Below are 23,921 nucleotides of genomic sequence, written 5' to 3'. Positions count from 1 at the left end.
CGCTACAATTAAAGACAGGCTTACATTATGCAATCCTTACACCCCCAGTCTAAACCTAAATTTAGCTGGAAAGCCCTGGGCTGGGCGCTCCTCTATTTTTGTTTTTTTTCCAGTTTACTCCAGGTCGTTATTCTCTTATCCGGCTATAGCGGAACTAATGGTTTACGCGACTCCTTGCTGTTCAGTTCGCTGTGGTTGATTCCGGTATTCTTATTTCCAAACCGTATCCGCGTTATTGCTGCCGTCATTGGCGTAATGCTATGGGCAGCCTCGCTGGCTGCTCTAAGCTATTACGTCATTTACGGACAAGAGTTCTCGCAAAGCGTTCTGTACGTAATGTTTGAAACCAATGCGAACGAAGCCAGCGAATATCTGAGCCAGTATTTCAGTCTGAAGATTGTCTTGATTGCGCTGGCCTATACAGCTGTGGCAATTCTGCTATGGACACGTCTGCGTCCTGTGCATATTCCATCGCCCTGGCGCTATCTGGTGTCGTTTGCACTGTTATACGGTTTGATTCTGCATCCGATGACGGTGAACACGTTTATCAAACATAAACCATTTGAAAAAACGTTGAATGGTCTCGCCTCACGCATGGAACCAGCTGCGCCATGGCAATTCATCTCTGGTTATTATCAGTATCGTCAGCAGTTGACCGCGCTGAACAGCCTGCTGAATGAGAACAATGCCCTGCCGCCGTTGGCCAACTTTAAAGACAGCTCAGGTGATGCACCGCGTACGCTGGTACTGGTGATTGGCGAATCAACGCAACGTGGCCGCATGAGCCTGTACGGTTACCCACGCGAAACAACGCCGGAACTGGATGCACTGCATAAATCCGATCCTAACTTCACCGTGTTCAATAATGTCGTGACCTCCCGTCCGTACACCATTGAAATCCTGCAGCAGGCGCTGACCTTTGCCAACGAGAAGAACCCGGATCTGTATCTGACTCAGCCGTCCCTGATGAACATGATGAAACAGGCAGGTTATAAAACCTTCTGGATCACCAATCAGCAGACGATGACCGCCCGCAACACCATGCTGACGGTGTTCTCTAAGCAGACGGATAAACAGTTCTATATGAACCAGCAGCGTACACAAAGTGCGCGCGAATATGACAGCAACGTGCTGGCACCGTTTAAAGAAGTACTGGCCGACCCTGCACCGAAAAAGTTCATCATCGTGCACCTGCTGGGAACGCATATTAAGTACAAATTCCGCTATCCGGATGGTCAGGGTAAGTTCGACAATAATGTCGACAATGTGCCCGCAGGCCTGAGTGACGATGAGCTGGAAGCCTACAACGATTACGACAGCGCGAATGTCTACAATGACCATATCATTGCCAGTCTGATCAAAGACTATAAAGCGACCGATCCGAACGGCTTCCTGCTGTACTTCTCCGATCATGGAGAAGAGGTATACGATACGCCACCGCATAAAACGCAGGGTCGTAATGAAGACAACCCAACGCGCCATATGTATACGGTGCCGTTCCTGCTGTGGACCTCGGAAAAATGGCAGGCCGCACACCCGCGTGACTTCTCACAGGATGTGAATCGTAAATACAGCAGCTCAGAGCTTATCCACACCTGGTCTGATTTAGCGGGCTTCACCTATGATGGTTTCGATCCAACTCGTGCCATTACCAGCCCGCAGTTCAAAGAGACGACCCGCTGGATTGGCAACCCGTACAAAAAGAATGCCCTGATTGATTACGATACCCTGCCTTACGGCGATCAAATCGGTAATCAGTAACAGTCTGCCGGATGCGCTACGCTTATCCGGCCTACAGCTCGCAAAGACTTGTAGGCCGGATAAGGCATTAGCCGCCATCCGGCAATAATCACTTGAGGGCGATTGTTTTCAACGTTACTGTTTCCCTGTCTGCTGCCTGCAAGGGATTAACATGTATCACGACATCAGCCACCTGCTCTCTCGCCTGATCAACGGCCCCACACCGCTGCGGCAGATTTACTTTGCCAGCACCAGTAGCTCAACGCCGGAACTGGCGTATCAGGTCGATTTTCCCCGACTGGAGATTGTGCTGGAAGGTGAATTCACCGATAACGGTGTTGCTGGCGCATCCGCGACGTTACAGCCTTGCGATGCCTTGTTCGTTCCGGCTGGTGGCTGGAACTTTCCACAGTGGCTCACACCGGTGACCACGCTCAGTATCTTATTTGGCAAACAGCAACTGGGTTTTAGCATCGTTCAGTGGGACGGTAAGCAATATCAAAACCTTACCCGCCAGCACGTCGCGCGCCGTGGACCGCGTATTGGCTCATTCCTGCTGCAAACGCTCAATGAAATGCAGATGCAGCCGCAGGAGCAGCAAACCGCCAGGCTAATCGTTGCAAGCTTACTGAGCCACTGCCGCGATCTGCTCGGCAGCCAGATCCAAACCGCATCACGCAGCCAGGCGCTTTTCGAAGCCATTCGCAACTATATTGACGAACGCTACGCTTCACCGCTCACCCGAGAATCCGTCGCGCAGGCGTTCTACATCTCACCCAATTATCTTTCCCACCTTTTTCAAAAAACGGGCGCTATCGGTTTTAACGAATACCTGAACCACACGCGACTGGAACACGCAAAAACGCTGTTGAAGGGTTACGAATTGAAGATTAAAGAGGTGGCGCACATTTGTGGGTTTGTTGACAGCAACTACTTCTGCCGCCTGTTTCGCAAAAATACAGAACGTTCACCATCAGAATACCGTCGGCAATACCACAGCCAATTGACGGAGAAAGAAGCTAATCCAGAGTAAGATGTGTGTGCTGTGGCGCTGAAAGCAGCTTTCGCACGGCGCTCATCACCCGCTGCGGCTCACGCAGAAATGCGCTAATGCCCGACTGAACGTATCGGCTCTGCGTAAAACGCTCTGCTCCTGCCAGTTCAATATCAGTAATGAGCAACACCACATCAGCGCGGTTAATATCCTCTTCCGTCAGGCGATTTTCGGTACCCAATGCCCCTTGAGTTTCGATCTTGATGCTCCATTTTTCCTGCTGGCAGAGTTTCTCCAGCCGCTCAGCAGCCATATAGGTATGGGCTACGCCGCTTACGCACGCGGTGACAGCAACCAGATATCGTACAGGTGCGATGGTCATACTATCCTCCTACTGTTACCTGAAATCCGGCGCATTCTGCCATCTTACGTATAATATCCACCTCTTGCGCAGTCGGTACGGGCACTTCTTTCATCAACCAGGGCAAATCGAGCAGGCTGTATTTGGGCTCGCCATATTGATGAAACGGTAGCAGGTGTACCTGTTTTATGCCTAGTGATGACAACATCGTCAACACATGCTGCGTGTTATCTGAATTCATCGTAAAGCCCGGAATCAGCGGCAGGCGAGGTATGACATTAACCCCTTCCTCCACCAATAGCCGTAAATTCGCCAGTACACGCGGTAGGTTCATGTTGATGACCTCACGAGCCAGATCTCCATCCATTATTTTGAGATCGAACAACACCTCATCACACTCTTTTGCCAGCGATAACAAGCGACCGGCCGGCGCATCGCCAGCCGTTTCAATTGCACAGCGCACATCCCAGCGCCGCAGACGTTGCAGGAACCGTGTGGCAAAGGGCGCTTGCATCAGCACTTCACCGCCGGAAAGCGTTACCCCCCCACCAGAAGAGCGAAAGAAAATATCATCTTTCATCACTTCACGTTCCAGATCGTCCAGCGTGATATCACGACCAATACGTTCAAACGCCCCAGAGGGACACTCGTCGGCATCACGCAGACAGGGTGTACAGTGCAGACATTTACTCTCCCGCCGTACCGTTTCAATACGTGGTGAGAGTGATTCCGGGTTAGCACACCAAGGGCAGGTATGCGGACAGCCTTTAAAAAAGACGACCGTACGAATACCCTGCCCATCATTCAGTGAGTAACGCTGAATGTTGAATATACGCGCGACTTCCTCGCCTCGTGGGTCAATTACCTCACAGTTGATGCGCGGTGCGGCGAATGATGTCATCCTGGATCTCCTTCGACAACTCGACAAAGAAAGCGCTGTAACCCGCCACACGCACCACCAGCCCGGTGAAATCCTGCGGGCGCTGCTGCGCTTCGCGCAATGTGTCGGCATTCACCACGTTAAACTGGATATGCTGGAGTTTGAGCTGGGTAAATGCCCGCAGAAAATCCGCCAGCTTGCGTAAACCGGCCTCACCTTCCAGTGTGGCTGGCGTAAACTTCACGTTCAGCAACGTCCCATTGGAAAGCAGTGTGTTATCCAGCTTGCTGACCGACTTCAATACCGCCGTCGGTCCTTGCATATCCTGTCCCAGCATCGGCGACAGCCCCCCATCTGCCAGTTGCTCCCCGGCGAAGCGGCCATCCGGAGTTGCCCCAACGACCGAACCCAGCGGCACGTGCGCAGAGACGGTATACGAACCCGGCGTAAATTGCCCGCCGCGCGGATTCTGGTATTTCTCTACCTCTTTGCAGTAATGACGTAGCAGTTCGGCGCTGATGTTATCTACATCATCGATATCGTTGCCGTATTTTTCGAAGCGATTGATCAGCCTGGCGCGAACTTTCTCGCCTTCCGGGGTAGCAAAGTTATCTTTTAGCACCGACAAAAGTTCATCAAAAGATAAGCGCTGTTGTTCGAATACCAGCCCATTGAGCGCATGCAGCGAATCGCTCAGGTTTGCAATACCGATCCCCTGTACGCCGGAGAAGTTATAACGCGCACCGCCGTCGGTAATATCGCACCCTTTATCCAGACAGTCGCTAATAAACGAGGAGAGCAGCGGCACCGGCGCCCAGTCGCGGTGACCGATATCGCAGATATTACTGCCCTCCACCATCAACGTGATGTAGTGGCTGATTTTGGCACGAATATGCGCCAGGAGATCGTCGTACGTCAGAGTGCGGTTGCCTTCGTTCTCATGCAGACAAATTTCCATCACTTTCAGCAGATTAAACATAGCGATATCGTGCAAACCGTATGTTCTGCCTGGAATAGACAGCTCGACACAGCCTACTACCGCGTAATCCCGCGCATCTTCCAGCGAAACACCGCGATTCAGAAACGCGGGCACCACCACTTCATCGTTAAAGATTTGCGGGATGCCGGTACCAAGACGAATGGTCTGTGCTGTTTTCATCAGGAACGGTGTATCGATCAACGCATTCGTGCGCACACCGAGGTTTGGTTGTGGTAGCTGTACGTTCTGATACGCATCAAGACAGAGGAAAGACAATACATTTACCGCACTACGACCATTCTCCGTCAATCCCCCCAGTAGCGCGGTGTAGCCTGTTGGGAAGCCAGCGAAATAGCGCGCGCTGCTGGTGGATCGCAGCAGTACGATGTCATTACATTTCACCCATAGGGATTCGAGGATCTCTTGTAAGAATGCTGGGTCTTCCCCCTGCGTCAGCGAAGCCTGATAAAACGGCAGCATATACTGGTCGAAGCGTCCAAGTGAAAGAGAACTGGCGTTGGATTCATATTGCAAAATAATGTTCATGTACCAGAACAGCTGACATGCCTGCCAGAAGGTTTGCGGCTTGCTTTGGGCGTTATGCCGAGAGTTTTCAGCAATCGTCAGTAATTCCTGGCGTCGCTGCGCATCCGGGCAGCTTTCCGCCATCTTCTCTGCCAACATAGCGTAACGCAGAATATGTTTTTGCGAAGCCTCAAGCAGTAGCAGCGCAGCCTGATAAAAGTGATTCTCTGGCTGCTGCAGACAATGCGCTCGCATCTGCGCTACCAGTTCGCCAAGCCCATGATTCAACAGGCGTGGATAATCAATAATGATATGTCCCTGACCTTTGTCAGTCTGGTTAATGCTAAAAATCTGGGTACTGACGGCGGCTTTAACCTCATCGGTCATCTGACCGTTGATGAAATCTTTCATCGACCGCTTTTCCCAGTACGGATACAGCACATCGCGATAGAGATGTTTATCCTCTTCGCTGATGTCAAAACGGTCCTGCGGACGGGTTGGAAACTGCTCCAGCTCTTTAAGCAGCCAGTAAGGATCCATTTCCGGTGACATAATGCCCGCACGCGGTTTAACAGTACGGTTTCCGGCAATCAGTTCCTCATCACGAATCGAAATCTCAACGTGCTCAAGAATATATGCGGTGGCTTTCGCCCGACGCAGAATAACCGGCTCTCCCTCCGTCTGCTGGTGGCTGGCGGTATATAACAGCGCACGCTCAAGCGAAATTTCACGGTTGTTCTGAAACAGAGCGGTTTTTAAACGTTGGATACGGTTCGTCATGAGGAACTCCTGCGGGAATAGTTGCCTGATGGCGCTACGCTTATCAGGCCTACGCATCTGTAGGCCGGATAAGGCGAAGCCGCCATCCGGCAAACAAACGGTTAAGCGGTTTGCGCCAGATGCGCGCCAATCTTGTTCATGATGGCGTCGGCACGTTTCACTGCATCGCTGATGTTGACGCGAACGATAGTTTTGCCCGCAAAGCGCTCTTCAAACTTGATACCAATATCCTTGGTCAGAATGACCATGTCGGCTTCCGCCACATCCGCCGCGGTCAGTTCGTTTTCCAGACCGATCGAACCCTGAGTCTCAACCTTTACTTGCCAACCTTTAGCTTTAGCGGCGCTTTCCAGCGCTTCGGCTGCCATATAGGTGTGGGCAACGCCAGAAGGACATGCGGTTACTGCGATAATCTTGGTCATGACTCATTCCTCACTTAATTCATTTCAAAATCTAAATCCAGGTCATCTTCTTTCTGATCGACCTGAGACACTTTTTTCCGCGCCAGACTTTTCAGTACGTTAACGCACACGGCGGTCACTACAGCACCAACGGCAACCGCCGCGATATAACCCAGTTTTCCTTCCACTACAGGCAGAACAATCAGCCCGCCCCAGCCGGCATAACACTGCGCACCAAACAGGGCGGCAGTTACCGTGCCACAGGCGGAACCCACCATAATCGATGGAATGACACGCAGCGGATCGGCTGCAGCAAACGGAATCGCGCCTTCCGTTACGCCAACGCAGCCCATTACCAGCGCAGCTTTACCGGCTTCGCGTTCTTCAGAAGAGAAATTCTTACGACCAATCAGCGTCGCTAAACCTAAACCCAGCGGCGGCACGCAGATCCCTACTGCGGCGATTGCCACGACGGTATAAACCCCCTGCGCCACGCAAATCAGCATGAAGGCGTAGGCAACTTTGTTAATTGGCCCTCCCATATCGAAGGCCAACATCAGTCCCATAATTACCGCAAGCAGTACAATGCTGCCCTGCTGCATACCCTGCAGCCACTCGGTCAGGCTAGTGGTTAACGCGCCAACAGGCTCCCCCAGCCCCCACATCATGATGCCTGCGGTGATAAAAGTGCCGACGATGGGAATAACGAAGATAGGCATTACCGAACGCAACACCTTATGTACGGGGATCTTCTTCAGATAATGGACAACGATACCGCCAATAATCCCAGCAATTAATGCGCCAAAGAAACCTGCACCGAAGCTGTTTCCCACCCATGCGCCAATCGCACAAGGGGCCAGAGCAGAACGTTCAGCGATGGAATAGCCGATATAAGCAGCAAGAAATGGCACCATCAAAGTCAACCCGGCGACGCCAATATCAAACAGCTTTTTAAGATTAGGATCGGTCGCAGCATCCGGTACCGCGCCTTTGCCATACAGCATGACGGAGACAGCCAGCAAAATACCGCCCGCTACTACGAAGGGGATCATATGCGAAACACCGGTCATCAGGTGCTGACGAGTATTTTTCAGGATTTGTACCAACTCTTTCATAAGTCGCTCCCGGGCTGCCTAAAGCCCATATCCATAAACTTGTTGCGGAAAACAATAGGCAATCTGACGCGACGCAAACAGTGGATAAAAAGGCCATTTGCTGGACTTTTGTAATATCAGTACAAAAATGCGATCCGCCTCATAACTTGCAGTTTCTCGGAATTTATAGTGGATACGCTGACTTGTGAGGGATGTCTCACTTTGATAGTTACATTACATTTATCCAGTTTTTGGCAGATTTGTCACATGGCAGGCTCAGGCGTTGCCCTTTTATCCTGTAGCGAGAAATCGTTATGGGAGATGAGGCTATGGCCCTGATTGTGGAATTTACCTGTGAGCTACCCAATGGCGTACATGCACGCCCGGCAAGCCACATAGAAACGCAGTGCAACACCTTTACCTCACACATTGAGTGGCACAACCTGCGTACCGAACGTAAGGGCAACGCTAAGAGCGCACTATCGTTGATTGGCACCGATACTCTGGCGGGTGATAGCTGCCAGTTGCTGATTTCCGGTACAGATGAACAGGCAGCCCACCAGCATCTGAGCCAATGGTTACGAAATGAATTTCCGCACTGCGATGCACCGCTAGCGGAAGCCAAAAACAACGAGCTGGAGCCACTTCCGGCATCGCTCACCCATTTAAATCCACAGCTTTTCCGCGCTCGCACCGTCTGCAGCGGCAGCGCAGGGGGCGTTCTGAGTCTGCTTTCTTCGCTGGATCTTAACGCGCTCAGTAACCTTCCATCCGCTCAAGATATTGAAACCGAGCAAGCGGCACTGGATAACGGTTTAACGCTGTTGATGAAAAATATTGAGTTTCGATTACTCGACAGCGACGGCGCTACCAGTGCGATTCTGGAAGCACACCGCTCGCTGGCAAGCGACCTCTCACTGCGCCAGCACCTGCTCGCCGGCGTATCACGCGGGTTAAGCTGCGCCCAGGCGGTTGTCGAAAGTGCCGGACATTTTTGTGATGAATTCGCCCGTTCAAGCAGCAGTTATTTACAGGAGCGTGCACTGGATGTACGCGATGTTTGCTTCCAGCTTCTGCAGCAAATTTATGGGGAACAGCGCTTCCCTGCACCGGGAAAACTGACCCAGCCTACGGTTTGCATGGCGGATGAGCTAACACCGAGCCAGTTCCTCGAACTGGACAAAACATTGCTGAAAGGCTTGCTGTTAAAAAGCGGTGGTACTACGTCACACACGGTGATTCTCGCCCGGTCATTCAACATCCCTACGCTGGTTGGCGTAGATATTGAATCTTTGATGCCATGGCTACAGCAAACGGTTTATATCGATGGTAACGCAGGAGCAGTCGTCGTTGCCCCTGATGAATCCATCGTACGTTATTATCAGCAAGAAGCCCGTATCCAGGATGCCATTCGGGAACAGCAACGTATCTGGCTGACCCAGGAGGCACGCACGGCTGATGGCATCCGTATGGAAGTCGCCGCCAACATCGCCCACTCCGTGGAAGCACAAGCAGCTTTTAGTAACGGTGCGGAAGCGGTTGGCCTGTTCCGTACAGAAATGCTGTATATGGACCGTACCTGCGCCCCGGATGAGAACGAACTATACAACATTTTCTGCCAGGCGCTGGAACCCGCAAAGGGACGCAGCATTATTGTACGCACCATGGATATCGGCGGTGATAAACCCGTTGATTATCTGAATATTCCTGCTGAGACCAACCCATTTCTCGGTTATCGCGCGGTGCGTATTTATGAAGAATATGCCACGTTGTTTACTACGCAACTGCGATCGATCCTGCGCGCCTCAGCGCACGGTAGCCTGAAAATCATGATCCCAATGATCTCCTCGATGGAAGAGATCCTGTGGGTCAAAGAGAAACTGGCAGAAGCCAAGCAGCAACTGCGAAGTGAACACATTCCGTTTGATGAGAAGATCCAGCTCGGTATTATGCTGGAGGTTCCGTCTGTGATGTTCATCATTGACCAATGCTGTGAAGAGATTGATTTCTTTAGTATTGGTAGCAATGACCTGACGCAATACCTGCTGGCGGTCGACCGCGACAACGCCAAAGTTACCCGCCACTACAACAGCCTGAATCCGGCTTTCCTGCGCGCGCTGGATTACGCCGTGCAGGCAGTATATCGGCAGGGGAAATGGATTGGCCTGTGCGGCGAACTGGGTGCCAAAGGTTCGGTGCTGCCATTGCTGGTGGGACTGGGTCTGGACGAGATCAGTATGAGCGCTCCCTCCATTCCCGCCGCCAAAGCGCGGATGGCGCAACTCGACAGCCGTGCCTGCCGTCAATTGCTGAATCAAGCGATGGCTTGTCGAACCTCGCTGGAGGTCGAACATCTGCTGGCCCAGTTCCGCATGACCCAACAGGATACGCCTCTGGTTACCGCCGAATGCATCACACTGGACAGCGACTGGCGCAGTAAAGAAGAGGTCATCAAAGGGATGACCGACAACCTCCTGCTGGCAGGCCGTTGTCGCTATCCACGTAAACTGGAAGCAGACCTGTGGGCACGCGAAGCCGTCTTCTCTACCGGATTAGGTTTTAGCTTCGCCATTCCACACAGCAAATCCGAACATATTGAGCAGTCCACCATCAGCGTAGCGCGCCTGCAAGCGCCGGTACGTTGGGGTGATGATGATGCACAGTTCATTATTATGCTGACGCTCAACAAACATGCCGCAGGCGATCAGCATATGCGTATTTTCTCGCGTCTGGCGCGCCGCATTATGCATGAAGAATTCCGTAACGCGCTGGTTAGTGCCGCCTCAGCCGACGCTATCGCCAGCCTGTTGCAACATGAACTTGAACTTTAAAGAGGATGTTTTTGTATGGAACTTTACCTTGATACCGCCAACGTCGCGGAAGTTGAACGTCTGGCACGCATCTTCCCTATCGCGGGTGTTACCACCAACCCAAGCATTGTGGCGGCAAGCAAAGAATCTATCTGGGATGTACTGCCACGCCTGCAAAACGCCATCGGCGAAGAGGGTATTTTGTTTGCCCAAACCATGAGCCGAGACGCACAGGGCATGGTGGAAGAAGCCAAACGCCTGAGCAACGCGGTGCCTGGTCTGGTAGTGAAAATCCCGGTGACATCCGAAGGTCTGGCCGCGATTAAGATGCTGAAAAAAGAGGGTATCACCACGCTGGGAACCGCCGTATACAGTGCATCTCAGGGGCTACTGGCTGCGCTGGCAGGAGCTAAATATATCGCGCCTTACGTTAACCGTATCGACGCACAGGGCGGCGACGGGATTCGCACAGTACAGGAACTGCAAACGTTACTGGAGCTGCATGCGCCAAACAGCATGGTACTGGCAGCCAGCTTTAAAACCCCGCGTCAGGCGCTGGATTGCTTACTGGCAGGATGTGAAGCTATCACCCTGCCATTAGACGTAGCGCAACAAATGCTCAATACCCCTGCGGTAGAGTCAGCAATAGAGAAGTTTGAGCAGGACTGGAACAACGCATTTGGTCACATCAACCTGTGAGGGAAATAAAGTATGGATCGCATTATTCAATCACCTGGTAAGTACATCCAGGGTGCCGATGTTATTACCCGTCTTGGCAGCTACCTCAAACCACTGGCAGAACGCTGGCTGGTCGTTGGGGACAAGTTTGTCTTAGGCTTTGCCCAGGACGCACTGGAAAAAAGCTTTCAGGATGCCGGACTGGCGCTGGAAATTGCACCGTTTGGCGGCGAATGTTCACAAAACGAAATCGACCGTCTGCGCGGCGTAGCGGAAAAAGCGCAGTGTGGCGCAGTACTTGGTATTGGCGGCGGTAAAACGCTGGATACCGCCAAAGCGCTGGCGCACTTTATGGGCGTGCCTGTCGCCATTGCCCCAACCATCGCCTCTACCGATGCGCCGTGCAGCGCGCTGTCCGTCATTTACACCGATGCCGGTGAATTCGATCGCTATCTGCTGCTGCCCAACAACCCGGACAGGGTCATTGTGGATACCAAAATTGTCGCGGGCGCACCGGCGCGTCTGTTAGCTGCGGGTATTGGCGATGCGCTGGCAACCTGGTTCGAAGCACGTGCTTGTTCACGCAGCGGCGCAACCACCATGGCGGGCGGTCAGTGTACTCAGGCGGCGCTGGCGCTGGCAGAGCTGTGCTTTAATACGCTAATCGAAGAAGGTGAAAAAGCGATGCTGGCAGCCGAGCAGCACGTGGTTACACCAGCACTGGAGCGCGTTATTGAAGCCAACACCTATCTGAGTGGCGTCGGTTTTGAAAGCGGTGGCCTGGCAGCGGCTCACGCCATTCATAACGGTCTGACCGCAATCCCGGATGCGCATCACTACTACCACGGCGAGAAAGTGGCTTTCGGTACGCTGACGCAGTTGGTGCTGGAAAACGCGCCAGTTGATGAAATTGAAACCGTTGCCGCGCTGTGTCATTCCGTTGGCCTGCCGATTACCCTGGCGCAACTGGACATCAAACAGGATATCCCGGCGAAAATGCGCATTGTGGCTGAAGCAGCCTGTGCAGAAGGCGAAACCATCCACAACATGCCTGGCGGCGCAACTCCGGACCAGGTGTATGCCGCCCTGCTGGTGGCTGACCAGTATGGTCAACGTTACCTGCAAGAGTGGGAATAACCTGCCAATAAAAAATCCCCGCAATCGCGGGGATTTTTTTATTCATACTATGCCGGATACGCACAAGCGACATACGGCATTATCTGTTACAGCAGATCGAAACGATCCAGGTTCATCACTTTCACCCATGCGGCAACGAAATCTCTCACGAACTTCTCGTGAGCATCGCTGCAGGCATAAACTTCAGCCACTGCGCGCAGTACGGAGTTAGAACCGAACACCAGATCGGCGCGGGTTGCCGTGTATTTTACTTCACCGCTCAGACGGTCACGACCTTCGAACAGCTCTTTTGACTCATCAACCGCCTTCCACTCATGGCGCATATCCAGCAGATTGACGAAGAAGTCAGTGCTGAGCACGCCAGGACGATCGGTAAAGACGCCATGCTGGCTGCCGTCGAAGTTGGTGCCCAGTACGCGCATACCGCCCACCAGCACGGTCATTTCCGGTGCGGTCAGCGTCAGCTGCTGAGCTTTATCAATCAGCAGCGACTCGGTGGTCGATACGTCAGGACGGGAGCGGTAGTTACGGAAGCCATCGGCGATCGGCTCAAGCAGTTCAAACATCTCAATATCCGTTTGGTCCTGACGCGCATCCACGCGGCCCGGCGCAAAAGGTACTTTAATGCTGACACCCGCAGCGCTAGCCGCCTGCTCTATACCAACAACACCGGCCAGCACGATAATATCGGCTAACGAAGCGGTATGGGCTGACTTATAAATGCCTTCCAGCACAGGCAGTACGCGTGCCGCGGTAGCATTCACATCCCAGCCACGCTGTGGGTCCAGCGCCAGACGCGCACCGTTAGCGCCGCCACGTTTATCCCCACCGCGGAACGTTGATGCAGAAGCCCACGCCACTGACACCAGCTCGCCCACGGACAACCCGGAAGCAGCAATGGTCGCCTTCAGTTTCAGGATATCTTCTTCGCTTGGGTTAAAGAACGCATGCGGCAGCGGGTCTTGCCAAATCAGATCTTCTTTTGGCACTTCCGGTCCGATGTAACGCGCTTTTGGCCCCATATCACGGTGCGTCAGCTTAAACCATGCGCGGGCAAACGCTTCGTTGAAGGCCTGCGGATCGTTCAGGAAACGGCGGGAAATCTTCTCGAACTCCGGATCGAAACGCAGCGTCAGGTCGGTAACCAACATTGTTGGCTTACGTTTTTTCGACGGATCGAACGGATCGGGGATAATTTCTGGCGCATCAACCGCTTCAAATTGAATCGCGCCTGCCGGACTGCGGGTTTGTACCCATTCATATTTGAACAGGTTCTCGAAGAAATAGTTGCTCCATTGGGTCGGCGTCTGCGTCCAGACCACTTCCAGACCGGAAGTAATTGCGTCTGCACCCGCGCCGCTGCCGTAGCTGCTGGCCCAGCCCAGGCCCTGCGCTTCAATTGGTGCGGATTCTGGATCGGCGCCTACGTGCGAAGCCGGTGCTGCACCATGGGTTTTACCCAACGTATGACCGCCGCCAATCAGCGCTACGGTTTCTTCGTCGTTCATACCCATGTTACCGAAGGTCGCGCGAATAGCCGCGGCCGCAGAGAGCGGTTCGCCGCTATGGTCCGGCCCTTCCGGGTTCACATAGATAAGGCCCATTTCGGTTGCGCCCAGCGGCGCTTTTGCCAGTTCTTCCGGATGACGGTGGGTCAGCCAGGCTTTTTCATCACCCCAGTTTACGTCGAGATCCGGTTCCCAGACGTCTTCACGACCGGCACCAAAGCCGAAGGTACGGAAGCCTGAGTTTTCCAGCGCCACGTTACCCGCAAGGATAAACAGGTCGGCCCAGGAAATTTTCTGGCCATATTTCTGCTTGATTGGCCACAGCAGACGACGCGCTTTATCCAGGCTGACGTTGTCCGGCCAGGAGTTCAGTGGTGCAAAACGCTGCTGTCCGCGACCCGCGCCACCGCGTCCATCGATGGAGCGATAGGTCCCTGCACCGTGCCATGCCATGCGGATAAATAATCCGGCATAGGTTCCCCAGTCAGCGGGCCACCACGGTTGAGATTCGGACAGAAGGGCTCTGAGATCCCCTTTCAGGGCAGAGTAGTCAAGTTTGCTAAATTCTTTGCGGTAGTCGAAGTCCTCACCCAGCGGGTTAGAACGGTTGGAATGTTGGTTTAAAAGATCTACACGGAGTTGATTGGGCCACCAGTCGCGGTTGTTCGTTCCTGCTCCCGCGCTGTGATCCGGCCCGCCCTGATGAAAAGGACACTTACCGGCAGTTGATGCGTTCTGGCTATCGTCGGACATGCTCATCTATATGCTCCCTTTACAGTGTTCTGACTACGATATACACCACCAGAGATAAGATATAGTCGAAAAAACCCACAGATTCGATAGCTCATTCCTTTTATATTTAAAGTTACAGAGATGTAGATCAAAATGATCAATAAAAAACCCTCCGAAGAGGGCTGAGGCACTAATTATGCTGGTCTTACTCCCAGCGTGTGACAAATTGCGTAGCTCATCTCGGCACGGTTAAGGGTATAGAAGTGAAAATCTTTCACCCCTTCGCGACTGAGGATTTTCACCATGTCCATAGCGATGTTTGCACCTACCAGCTTGCGGGTTTCCGCATCATCATCAAGACCATCAAACATGGTCGACATCCAGGAAGGGATACGAACATTGGTCATATCGGCAAATTTTTTCGCCTGCTTAAAGTTAGAGACTGGCAGGATACCCGGAATAATTTCCACATCGATTCCCGCAGACACACAGCGATCGCGAAAGCGCAGATAGCTTTCTACATCGAAGAAGAACTGAGTAATGGCGCGGTTTGCACCGGCATCAACCTTACGCTTCAGGTTCAGCAAATCGGCCTGAGCGCTCTTCGCTTCTGGGTGTACTTCCGGGTAAGCCGCAACGGAGATATCAAAGTCCGCAACGTCTTTCAGCAGAGTCACCAGGTCAGAGGCATACATATCCGGTTTACCGCTTCCCGGCGGCAAGTCACCGCGCAGAGCAACAATATGACGAATACCGTTATTCCAGTAGTCCTGAGCAATGGTGCGCAGCTCATCGCGGGTTGCATCAATACAGGTCAGGTGCGGAGCCGCTTCAAGGCCAGTGCGATCCTTAATGCCTTTAATAATGCTGTGCGTGCGGTCGCGCTCACCAGAGTTTGCACCGTAGGTGACTGAAACAAACTTCGGCTTCAGGCTGCTCAGGCGATCGATAGAGTTCCACAGGGTTTGCTCCATTTCACTGGTGCGCGGCGGGAAAAATTCGAAAGAAACGTTAATCTGCCCCTGTACTTCGGCCAGACTCTGATTCAGCGCTTCCCGCTGGTTGGCGTGAAAAAAGCTCATACCTTACCTCATCAATCTTTTGTCGTTATATGTTGTGTTGTGAACTGCTATACGTTTAGACGTCTAGATGTAAAAATGACGGAAAAGCATGCTGGCGTCAACACAAAAATCATCGTTAAAGGTGAGGAATACTCAGCCAACGTGAAAAAAATTCACATCAGCCTGAAATGATGAGGGATTGCGTCACGACCGTCTGCAGCCACGCTAATTTTGTTACGTTCTCAGGCAGCATCAGCAACCCCATGCTAATACGCAATTCGGTATCGGTAAGAGGAAGGAATATCACGCCCTGACGTTGGATCGCGGAAAAGGAGGCCGGAATCAGGCTCAGGCCGTCACCCTGCGCGATCCGCGCCAGCAGCACGTCATGTTCCAGCGGCTCTTCAATACAGGCAGGCGAGTAACCCGCACGACGAAAAATGTGTCGGGTGTAATCAAAGAAGGCAGGGTTACGTTCGCGTTTGAACCAGAACAGCGGTCGGTGGCTCAGCGCGGTTAATGAGAGTGACGACAGCGTCGCTTCTGCCCACTGCGCGGGTAAGGCGGCAATCATCGATTCTTGCCAGCCAAGCGGCGTGACGCTAAGCCCCGAAGTTTCAAGCGGTAGTGCCACCAGAGCGGCATCCAGTTTTCCCCGACGAACCTGCCGCACCAGCTCAGGCGAACCATGCCGGACAATATGTAGCTTCTGTACGCGCATATTAAGCCGGGACTCAAGCGCCGTAAAGACACCCTGCTCAAACGCCGTACTTAGCCCTAAGCGCAGAGATTGCTCCCCCGTTTTCGCTAACTGACCCAGCGCCGCCCAGGTTTTATCCTGTAGCGCCAATAGCGGGCGTACGATTTCAAGTACACGCAGACCATCTTCCGTCAGCGTCAAACCACGGGTATGGCGGACAAAAAGCGTCACTCCCAGGCGTTCTTCAAGCTGGCGAATGTGGCGACTCAGCGGCGGCTGCGACATAAACAAGCGCTGCGCCGCCCGGCTCATATTGTTCTCTTCCGCTACTACGGAAAAGTAACGCAGCAGGCGAATGTCCAGAGAGTGCAAAGACGATGTTGTCATACCGAAAAGGTATCACGGAAACGGTATTATCCCAATCATTCCGCACGCCCTATCCTCACACTACAAACCACACGAAAGAGGAAGGAATGATGCCTTCAGAACGCTTTATTACCGGTCAGGAGATGTTGCAAAAAGTGGATGGTAAAGGGGGCGATGCGGTCGTCGAAAGTCTGCAGGATATTGCGCCAGACTTCGCCCAATACCTGATTGAATTTCCTTTTGGCGACATCTATTCAAGGCCGGGGCTGGATTTACGCAGTAGAGAAATCGCTACCGTCGCGGCATTAACTGCGCTGGGTAACGCCGCACCGCAGTTGAAAGTGCATATTGGCGCGGCATTACACGTGGGTTTAACGCAGGATGAGATCATTGAAGTGATTATGCAGATGGCCGTATATGCTGGCTTCCCCGCGGCACTCAACGGCTTGTTCGCCGCAAAAGAGGTGTTTGCCTCCCACAAAGGCTAAAACAACAGGCCAGCGGAATATCTGCTGGCCTGACCTCACTACGGTTTCACATCTTCCACACGCATGCCTTTGAGTTGCTCATCCGTCAGCGTATTTCCCGCTTTGAAATATTCAACGACAGCATTAGAGACATAGTAACCACCGGATGTGTTACGCGCTTTACCTTCGGTGAATGCCGTAAAACCATCACCGCCATCTGCCAGGAAGCTATTGGTGGCAATGTGATAAACCACAGCGTCCTCAATTGGCTTACCGTTAAGCGTCAATACGGTGACCCGCTGGCCAACCGGTTTGCTGCTGTCATACTTCATCTCCAGTCCTTTGGACACCTGCAATACGCCGTTGCTTAAACCCGCGCCGTGCTCCATCAGGCTACGTAACTGCTTCCCGGTGAGATCCATGGTTGCCAGCTCGTTCGGGAACGGGAAGGTGCTAATGACGGCACCCATCGTGATAGCACCTGCCGGGATTTCATTCCGGATGCCGCCCGAGTTAGTGAGTGCTAACTGGGTATCTTTGCCCGCCGCAGCCAGCAATGCATCTGCCGCCAGATTTCCCAGGGAAGAAGATTCACCGTAAGCACGCGTCAGCTCAACCGGAGAGTTGGCTACCGTTTGTTGTACCACTTTATCGAGCTTTTTATTCCAGCCATCAATGACCTGTTTCGTTTGCGGGTCTGGCTGCCACTCATCAGCAAAAATGGTCTTCAGTTCGAAGTTCTTAACGGTAAATTGATGCGGTTTTTGCTGGTAATCCAGCACCAGTTTACCCACATCAATACCGCCGCTGTCGGTAGACAGAATCAGGGTGTTACCGACTTTAATCGGCTCCGGCGTGCCCACATGCGCATGACCGGTGATCAGGATATCCAGGCCATGCACCTGACCTGCAGTCTGGATATCTTTATCCAGCGCACGGCGCACATCGGTGCCCCCCAGACTGGACTGACGTGCTGGCGTGCCTTCGTGGATGAGTGCCACGGTGAGATCAACTTTGCCTTTAAGCTCATCGATATAGCGTTGCAACCACTTCACTTCATCCCGCGCCTCAATGCCAATGCGCGTCGCAGCGGAAACCGTATCATCAAAAGCAAACACACCGTGCAGACCAATCACGCCAATCTTCACACCGTCTTTTTCAATAATGGTGTAAGGCTTATCCCAGAACATTTTGCTGCTGTTCTGATAAAAGATGTTGCCCTGCACAATGGGGAAATTCGCCTGGCTTAACTGGAGCAGCGTGTTATCCCAGCCGTGGTCGAACTCATGATTACCCATGGTGACAGCATCAAAATTCATGGTGTTCATGATATCGATAATCGCCTTACCCTTGGTCAGGCTGCTGATATACGGCCCGGTAAAATAATCACCGGCATCAAAAAACCAGGTGGCGCTATTTTTCGCTTTCTCCTGCTTCACCATCGTCGTGATATTAGCCCAACCGCCAATGTCACGTGAGCCATTAGCAATCCATGGGACTTTATAAGGTTCGACATGGGCATGGAGATCGTTGGTATAGATAATCGTAACGTCTTTGGCACTCGCCCAGAGCGGCAAAGATACCAGAACACCGACAGCAAGCATTTTTAACTTCATAATCAATCCCTTTCAGTTATATAAAGAATCGCTACGTTACGTTCTGAAAGGTTTTTTTATGTGAGAAGACTCACATCCATCGGTGATAGTTGCGGGCCAAAATCAACGACTATTAAAAATCGTTGGTAATACGATGACCTCACTGTTCACCATCAATTGCTGCAAGTCCTATGGCTGCCAAAATCTGGGGCTGGCGAGCTCAGCAGATTACAGCTGGCCAGAATATCGGCTGGGTTATGCCGCACTGCATTGTCGGGCATGCGGCAGCTATCCCCCGCTGTTTAATGAGGAACAGTTCCGTAGCTGGTTGTCGGCATATTTAACGGATTTTGCAGCCCAAAGCGGTCATTTTTGCCCACGTTGTTATCAGCAGGAAACCATCCGCTATGGACATAATCCCCAGGGCAGCCAACGCGTTCAGTGCCGGAGCTGCAAAAAGGTCTGGACACCAAAGCACCCGCAGCCCACTTCCCCCCTTCCGCCAGAACAAATAGCGACAGTCCCCCTGACCGTCCCTTTTCAGGGCGTGAGTGCAGGCCAGCAACTCTATGTATTACTCTCTTTTGACGCTATTCGCGGCAATGTCCTGCATATTTCCAGCAACTACACGCCGCACACTGCCGGCGCATCATTGCTTTACCGCTGGCGCAGCAGCGCTGAGCCAACAGTCATTCATGACGATATCGTTGAGCGAGTCAGCCAGCGGGAAACACAGTTTTTACGCCGCAGCCAGTTTGACGAAATTCAGTACGGCAGCGCCATACTCAAACGGAACGCCAGCGGCGCGATTTTACGCCCGGTCATTACTGCCCATGGGCATTTCCGCCTGCTGAGCCATCTGTGGCCAGAGGTAAAAAACCATATTATTGCCCACGAATGCTTCCTGCGCGGCGCAGCGATTACCGCATGGTCGGAACAGTTTCGCCATCATCGCGCCTCGCTGTGGTTTATTGATGAAGAAATGAATAACGATAAGCGCACGCAGCCCTGGCAATTGCTGGGTAAAACCTATCAGGGATGGTGGCAAAATGAGTGGCAAATCTGGCAACGAGGCGATACGCGTAAAATGGTGTGTTTGTTAACGCAGGGGCGTGTTGAAGAAGGCGCGTCAAAAACTCTGGCGGCAAGCCATCATTTTCTCGCCTGGTTGCGGCAACAGACGGAATTTCAGCAAAGCCCCCGCTACTCCGCCCATTCGGTATTTCAGACGATAAGGACGCTGGTAGATCAATACAACGCCCTGATCACCCAGCACGATTTGCCCGGTGGCGCTGCCGCTTACCGGGCCTACGATTCATGAAATATGTAGGCCGGATAAGCGTAAGCGTCATCAGGCAACGCAAACTACAGCAGCTGCGCCAAACGGTTGATGTCTGACTGAATAGCGCCGGCGGTGACGTCACGACCTGCGCCCGGTCCACGGATCACCAGCGGGTTATCGCGATACCAGCGGCTTTCAATGGCGAATACGTTATCGCACGGCAGCAGCGCCGCCAGCGGGTGTTCAGGACGAACCGCTTCAACACCAACGCGCGCTTTACCGTTAGCATCAAAACGCGCCACATAGCGTAGCACCAGCCCCATTTCACGCGCCGCTTCCAGACGCTGCACCATCTGCTCGTTCAGCTCATCACCATTCTCAAAGAAATGGTCAATAGAGCCTTCTTCACAATGCGCAGGCACCAGCGATTCCACGCGAACCTGGTCCGGTTCGATGTCGTAACCTGCTTCACGCGCCAGAATCACCAGCTTACGCATCACATCTTTGCCGGAAAGATCTACGCGCGGATCGGGTTCAGTCAGCCCCTGTTGCCACGCCTGATCCACCAGATCGGTGAACGGGACCGTGCCATCAAATTGCAGGAACAACCACGACAACGTACCGGAGAAGATCCCGCTGATCGACAGAATGGTATCTCCGCTATCAATCAGATCGCGCACGGTATGATTGATCGGCAAACCTGCTCCCACGGTGGCGTTATACAGCCAGTGGCGACCGGTTTTTTCAAAAGCGTCATGAATTTGGCGATAATTATGACTGCTGCTCGCCCCCGCCAGTTTGTTGGCGCTGATAACGTGGAAACCATGGCTGGCAAAATCCAGATACTGATCCGCAAGTTGCTCGCTGGCAGTAACGTCCAGCACCACTAAATCATCATACGGGTGAGCACGCATCCACAGGAATAGAGACTCTTCATCCTGCTCTACTGCCTCGTCATCAAAGAAAGCTAACGCGCGGCTGGCATCCAGCCCTTCGTAATTCAGCAGACTACGACGGCTATCAACCACACCCGCCAGCACAAACTCTAATCCGGTGCGCGCCGAGAGCGTGCTCTGCTCGCGAGCGAACAGCTCCAGCCATCGTGAGCCGATGTTGCCTTTGCCGAAAAGCACCAGACCAATGCGTTTTTCCGCGCGGAAAATTGACTGATGCAGACCCTGAATCAGGCTCTCTGTTGGCCCAGTACGCAGTACCGCGACCAGGCTGATACCCTCTTCCGATTGCCAGGTGAATTCAACCGGCTGACCTTTCAACTGTTGCCAAAAACGGTGGCAGTGCAGCGGATTACGGGTGACGCCCGCCCCGACCATCGCCACCAGCGCCAGCCCCTGGCGCAAACGCAGCTCGCCTGGCAGACCAGCTTCATCCAGAATTTTCAGTGCGCCATCAGCGACTTCGGAGGTATAGCAAAATTGCAGCAGTTGGCGGTCAGGATGCACACCCACTGCCAGCGGACGCACCTGGGTACGTTTTAAAACCTGATCAATCTCTTTATAAGCCAGCTTAAAGTCCTGGCCAGTCGGAACCAAAAACTCAATCAGGCAGACGTCATCATGACTGGTCACAATACGCGCCCCGGTACCGGAGGCCAGTACGCGTTCAATGCGCGTTGAACCCTGCTCCGGCGTATAGCTACAACGCAGTTGGAGATCGATATCGCTACCGGAAACCGGCTGTAAGGTACGGGCATGGAGAACCGGTGCCGCCAGACGCGCCAGCTCGCTGGCTTCATCCAGACGCAGCAGCGGCAGCAAACAGGCGTCTTTTACTTTACGCGGATCCGCGCTGTAAACCCCGGCGACATCGCTCCAGATAGTTACGCGAGAAACGCCCGCCAGCGCGCCAACCTGCGTCGCCGAGTAGTCGGAGCCGTTACGCCCCAGCAGGACCGTTTCACCGCAATTGCTGCGGCTAATAAAGCCGGTAACCACCAGCCGTTTACCCGGATGCTGCGCCAGCAGTTGCTGTAGCAGCGGGTAAGAAAGACCTTCATCTACCTGCGGCTGGGCACCGCGTTCAGCACGTAAAAAATCGCGCGCATCCAGCCAGGCTGACTCCAGCCCCTGTTGGTTAAGGACCGCAGACATCAAACGCGCGGACCATACCTCACCATGCCCAACAACCTCAGCATAGACGGCATCGTTCACGCCACTGTCGAGTAATCCAGCCAGACGCTCCAGATCGTGAATAAACGCACCAATTAGTCCATCCGCTATATCAGGCGGTAACAAACCGCTGATAAGCTCGCTCTGATAGCGACGTAACGCCTGTTGAACCTGATGCGCAGAAAGGCGATCGGTCTGGCTTAATTTCAGCCAGCTAATCAACTGGTTAGTGGTACTGCCTGCGGCTGAAACAACCATCATGTCATCAGGCTGCGAGTACTCCGCCATAATGCCTGCGACACGCAGATAACATTTCACATCAGCCAGACTACTACCACCAAATTTGTGCAGTTGACGACCCTTCGCCCCTGCCTGCGCAATCACACTCATGTTTACCCCTTGTTTGCAGCCCGGAAGCCATTTTCCAGGTCGGCAATTAAATCTTCGCCATCTTCAATACCGGTGGAGATACGCAGCAGCGTTTCGGAAATTCCGGCAGCAGCACGCGCTTCTGGCGCCATGCCCGCGTGTGTCATGGTTGCGGCGTGGGAGATCAGACTTTCAACACCCCCTAACGATTCCGCCAGCGTAAACAATGACAACCCGCCAAGGAAGCGGCGCAGCGTTTGCTCATCACCATCCAGTTCAAAACTTAACATCGCGCCAAAGCCTTTTTGCTGACGCGCGGCAATCTCATGGCCCTGATTATCCGGCAATGACGGGTGATACAATTTTTTCACCAGCGGCTGAGTTTGCAGATAATCGACTATCGCCTGAGCATTACGTTGCGCCACCTCCATTCGAGGAGACAGAGTACGCAGGCCGCGCAACAGCAGATAACTATCAAACGCGCCGCCGGTCACACCAATATTATTCGCCCACCATGCCAGTTCAGTGACCGTTTCCGGATCTTTCGCTATCACAACACCAGCCACCACGTCTGAGTGACCGTTTAAATATTTCGTGCATGAATGCAACACCAGATCGGCGCCCAATGCCAGTGGATTTTGCAGTGCCGGGCTTAAAAAAGTGTTGTCGACCACGCTGACCGCGCCAGCTTCACGCGCCAGCTGACAGATTTTCGCAATATCCACCACGCGCAGCAGCGGGTTGCTTGGGCTTTCTACCAGCACCAGTTTCGGTTTTTCTGCCAATGCGGCCTGTAATGCCTGCTCATCTCCTTGATCGACAAACAGGACCCGGTAACAGCCACGCTTTGCCAGACTGTCAAACAGTCGGTAGCTCCCGCCGTAGCAGTCATGCGGTGCGACCAGCAGATCGCCAGGCTTGAGGAAGACCGTGGTCACCAAATGAATCGCCGACATGCCAGTATTGGTCAGCACAGCACCTGCACCGCCTTCCAGTTCCGCCAGCGCACGCTGAACAACATCGCGCGTTGGGTTGCCGCGACGCGAATAGTCATGGGCGCGAGGTTCATTAAATCCGGTAAAGTTATAGGTGCTGGAGAGGTGAATCGGCGGGACAACGCAACCGTACTGTTCGTCGTCATTTAACCCGCTACGCACTGCGATGGTGGCCTGTTTACGCGTCATATTGAGGAGATCCTGGCTGAGTCGGTGAAAAGTCAGACACCAGAGTAATCATAGTTACGATAGCCGTCAATACATCTGGACATCTAAACTTCTTTGCGTATAGATTGAGCAAACTGGAAATAGCCGTTAAAATTATATGCATTAGCGTACAT

At 53.1% G+C, this 23,921-nt stretch carries 18 protein-coding genes; 7 read left to right on the top strand and 11 right to left on the bottom strand.

The window, feature by feature from the left end:
- Positions 1–27 precede the first annotated feature (27 nt).
- Both OGY17_RS02920 and OGY17_RS02915 read left to right on the top strand, forming a co-directional pair.
- Positions 28–1,761: a phosphoethanolamine transferase CptA gene (locus tag OGY17_RS02920; protein WP_008787054.1), complete on the top strand. Its 1,734-nt coding sequence runs from the start codon at positions 28–30 to the stop codon at positions 1,759–1,761.
- Positions 1,762–1,912: 151 nt separating this feature from the next.
- Positions 1,913–2,773, top strand: coding sequence for a helix-turn-helix transcriptional regulator (locus tag OGY17_RS02915; protein ID WP_008787053.1), 861 nt, complete (start codon positions 1,913–1,915; stop codon positions 2,771–2,773).
- Here the strand turns inward: OGY17_RS02915 and OGY17_RS02910 are convergent.
- From OGY17_RS02910 to OGY17_RS02890, 5 genes are all read right to left on the bottom strand, one after another.
- The gene (locus tag OGY17_RS02910; protein ID WP_008787052.1) at positions 2,760–3,116 is read right to left on the bottom strand and encodes a PTS fructose-like transporter subunit IIB; all 357 of its coding nucleotides are present in this window, start codon (positions 3,114–3,116) and stop codon (positions 2,760–2,762) included. The two genes, OGY17_RS02915 and OGY17_RS02910, sit on opposite strands and share 14 nt — an antisense overlap.
- Before the next feature lies 1 nt (position 3,117).
- Positions 3,118–3,996, bottom strand: coding sequence for a [formate-C-acetyltransferase]-activating enzyme (locus OGY17_RS02905; RefSeq protein ID WP_032945640.1), 879 nt, complete (start codon positions 3,994–3,996; stop codon positions 3,118–3,120).
- On the bottom strand, positions 3,962–6,259 hold the full coding sequence (locus OGY17_RS02900; protein ID WP_048237074.1) for a formate C-acetyltransferase: 2,298 nt from the start codon (positions 6,257–6,259) through the stop codon (positions 3,962–3,964). Before OGY17_RS02900 ends, OGY17_RS02905 begins: the two co-directional genes overlap by 35 nt.
- 101 nt (positions 6,260–6,360) lie before the next feature.
- Positions 6,361–6,681 (bottom strand): PTS fructose-like transporter subunit IIB, encoded by a 321-nt coding sequence (locus tag OGY17_RS02895; RefSeq protein ID WP_003825151.1) that lies wholly within the window; start codon positions 6,679–6,681, stop codon positions 6,361–6,363.
- Between the two features lie 14 nt (positions 6,682–6,695).
- Positions 6,696–7,775, bottom strand: coding sequence for a PTS fructose transporter subunit EIIC (locus tag OGY17_RS02890; protein ID WP_003825153.1), 1,080 nt, complete (start codon positions 7,773–7,775; stop codon positions 6,696–6,698).
- A 308-nt stretch (positions 7,776–8,083) separates the two neighbouring features.
- Between OGY17_RS02890 and ptsP the strand changes: the two genes are divergently transcribed.
- The 3 genes from ptsP to gldA are packed head-to-tail and all read left to right on the top strand — an operon-like array spanning position 8,084 to position 12,379.
- A complete protein-coding gene (gene ptsP, locus OGY17_RS02885; RefSeq protein WP_286606381.1) occupies positions 8,084–10,585 on the top strand; it encodes a phosphoenolpyruvate--protein phosphotransferase in 2,502 nt (833 codons plus the stop codon).
- Between the two features lie 15 nt (positions 10,586–10,600).
- Positions 10,601–11,263 (top strand): fructose-6-phosphate aldolase, encoded by a 663-nt coding sequence (gene fsa, locus OGY17_RS02880; RefSeq protein ID WP_003825157.1) that lies wholly within the window; start codon positions 10,601–10,603, stop codon positions 11,261–11,263.
- 12 nt (positions 11,264–11,275) lie between these two features.
- A complete protein-coding gene (gene gldA, locus OGY17_RS02875) occupies positions 11,276–12,379 on the top strand; it encodes a bifunctional L-1,2-propanediol dehydrogenase/glycerol dehydrogenase (protein WP_153753916.1) in 1,104 nt (367 codons plus the stop codon).
- Positions 12,380–12,465: 86 nt separating this feature from the next.
- Here gldA and katG read toward each other — a convergent pair whose 3' ends face one another.
- The 3 genes from katG to OGY17_RS02860 form a co-directional block, all read right to left on the bottom strand.
- The gene (gene katG, locus OGY17_RS02870; protein WP_032945632.1) at positions 12,466–14,646 is read right to left on the bottom strand and encodes a catalase/peroxidase HPI; all 2,181 of its coding nucleotides are present in this window, start codon (positions 14,644–14,646) and stop codon (positions 12,466–12,468) included.
- A gap of 167 nt (positions 14,647–14,813) precedes the next feature.
- Positions 14,814–15,701, bottom strand: a complete 888-nt coding sequence (gene metF / locus OGY17_RS02865) for a methylenetetrahydrofolate reductase (RefSeq protein ID WP_008787045.1) — start codon at positions 15,699–15,701, stop codon at positions 14,814–14,816.
- A gap of 157 nt (positions 15,702–15,858) precedes the next feature.
- Positions 15,859–16,767: a LysR family transcriptional regulator gene (locus OGY17_RS02860; protein WP_079935059.1), complete on the bottom strand. Its 909-nt coding sequence runs from the start codon at positions 16,765–16,767 to the stop codon at positions 15,859–15,861.
- A gap of 89 nt (positions 16,768–16,856) precedes the next feature.
- Here OGY17_RS02860 and OGY17_RS02855 point away from each other — a divergent pair, with 89 nt between their 5' ends.
- A complete protein-coding gene (locus OGY17_RS02855) occupies positions 16,857–17,234 on the top strand; it encodes a carboxymuconolactone decarboxylase family protein (RefSeq protein ID WP_048227742.1) in 378 nt (125 codons plus the stop codon).
- Positions 17,235–17,272: 38 nt separating this feature from the next.
- On the opposite strand, the gene OGY17_RS02850 is transcribed toward OGY17_RS02855, so the two are convergent.
- The gene (locus OGY17_RS02850) at positions 17,273–18,829 is read right to left on the bottom strand and encodes a bifunctional metallophosphatase/5'-nucleotidase (RefSeq protein ID WP_204558731.1); all 1,557 of its coding nucleotides are present in this window, start codon (positions 18,827–18,829) and stop codon (positions 17,273–17,275) included.
- 133 nt (positions 18,830–18,962) lie between these two features.
- Between OGY17_RS02850 and OGY17_RS02845 the strand changes: the two genes are divergently transcribed.
- Complete coding sequence (locus OGY17_RS02845; protein ID WP_234103654.1) at positions 18,963–20,129, top strand: cytoplasmic protein; 1,167 nt, start codon at positions 18,963–18,965, stop codon at positions 20,127–20,129.
- A gap of 44 nt (positions 20,130–20,173) precedes the next feature.
- On the opposite strand, the gene OGY17_RS02840 is transcribed toward OGY17_RS02845, so the two are convergent.
- Both OGY17_RS02840 and metB read right to left on the bottom strand, forming a co-directional pair.
- Entirely contained in the window at positions 20,174–22,606 is a 2,433-nt protein-coding gene (locus tag OGY17_RS02840) for a bifunctional aspartate kinase/homoserine dehydrogenase II (protein ID WP_032945630.1), read from the bottom strand.
- Positions 22,607–22,608: 2 nt separating this feature from the next.
- Complete coding sequence (gene metB, locus OGY17_RS02835; protein WP_003028818.1) at positions 22,609–23,769, bottom strand: cystathionine gamma-synthase; 1,161 nt, start codon at positions 23,767–23,769, stop codon at positions 22,609–22,611.
- Between the last annotated feature and the right edge of the window lie 152 nt (positions 23,770–23,921).

The sequence above is a fragment of the Citrobacter sp. Cpo126 genome, from assembly GCF_030332445.1.
In the GTDB taxonomy this organism is placed as follows: domain Bacteria; phylum Pseudomonadota; class Gammaproteobacteria; order Enterobacterales; family Enterobacteriaceae; genus Citrobacter; species Citrobacter portucalensis.
This window is presented reverse-complemented; position numbering and strand designations above follow the sequence as displayed.

What these genes read in the sequence shown, in the direction of transcription:
- OGY17_RS02900 (WP_048237074.1), bottom strand. Translation starts at nt 6,259, where the DNA reads ATGACGAACCGTATCCAACGTTTAAAAACCGCTCTGTTTCAGAACAAC.
- OGY17_RS02840 (WP_032945630.1), bottom strand. Translation starts at nt 22,606, where the DNA reads ATGAGTGTGATTGCGCAGGCAGGGGCGAAGGGTCGTCAACTGCACAAA.
- katG (WP_032945632.1), bottom strand. Translation starts at nt 14,646, where the DNA reads ATGAGCATGTCCGACGATAGCCAGAACGCATCAACTGCCGGTAAGTGT.
- OGY17_RS02855 (WP_048227742.1), top strand. Translation starts at nt 16,857, where the DNA reads ATGCCTTCAGAACGCTTTATTACCGGTCAGGAGATGTTGCAAAAAGTG.
- OGY17_RS02915 (WP_008787053.1), top strand. Translation starts at nt 1,913, where the DNA reads ATGTATCACGACATCAGCCACCTGCTCTCTCGCCTGATCAACGGCCCC.
- OGY17_RS02910 (WP_008787052.1), bottom strand. Translation starts at nt 3,116, where the DNA reads ATGACCATCGCACCTGTACGATATCTGGTTGCTGTCACCGCGTGCGTA.
- OGY17_RS02860 (WP_079935059.1), bottom strand. Translation starts at nt 16,767, where the DNA reads ATGACAACATCGTCTTTGCACTCTCTGGACATTCGCCTGCTGCGTTAC.
- metB (WP_003028818.1), bottom strand. Translation starts at nt 23,769, where the DNA reads ATGACGCGTAAACAGGCCACCATCGCAGTGCGTAGCGGGTTAAATGAC.
- OGY17_RS02850 (WP_204558731.1), bottom strand. Translation starts at nt 18,829, where the DNA reads ATGAAGTTAAAAATGCTTGCTGTCGGTGTTCTGGTATCTTTGCCGCTC.
- OGY17_RS02905 (WP_032945640.1), bottom strand. Translation starts at nt 3,996, where the DNA reads ATGACATCATTCGCCGCACCGCGCATCAACTGTGAGGTAATTGACCCA.
- OGY17_RS02890 (WP_003825153.1), bottom strand. Translation starts at nt 7,775, where the DNA reads ATGAAAGAGTTGGTACAAATCCTGAAAAATACTCGTCAGCACCTGATG.
- OGY17_RS02895 (WP_003825151.1), bottom strand. Translation starts at nt 6,681, where the DNA reads ATGACCAAGATTATCGCAGTAACCGCATGTCCTTCTGGCGTTGCCCAC.
- gldA (WP_153753916.1), top strand. Translation starts at nt 11,276, where the DNA reads ATGGATCGCATTATTCAATCACCTGGTAAGTACATCCAGGGTGCCGAT.
- metF (WP_008787045.1), bottom strand. Translation starts at nt 15,701, where the DNA reads ATGAGCTTTTTTCACGCCAACCAGCGGGAAGCGCTGAATCAGAGTCTG.
- OGY17_RS02845 (WP_234103654.1), top strand. Translation starts at nt 18,963, where the DNA reads ATGACCTCACTGTTCACCATCAATTGCTGCAAGTCCTATGGCTGCCAA.
- OGY17_RS02920 (WP_008787054.1), top strand. Translation starts at nt 28, where the DNA reads ATGCAATCCTTACACCCCCAGTCTAAACCTAAATTTAGCTGGAAAGCC.
- ptsP (WP_286606381.1), top strand. Translation starts at nt 8,084, where the DNA reads ATGGCCCTGATTGTGGAATTTACCTGTGAGCTACCCAATGGCGTACAT.
- fsa (WP_003825157.1), top strand. Translation starts at nt 10,601, where the DNA reads ATGGAACTTTACCTTGATACCGCCAACGTCGCGGAAGTTGAACGTCTG.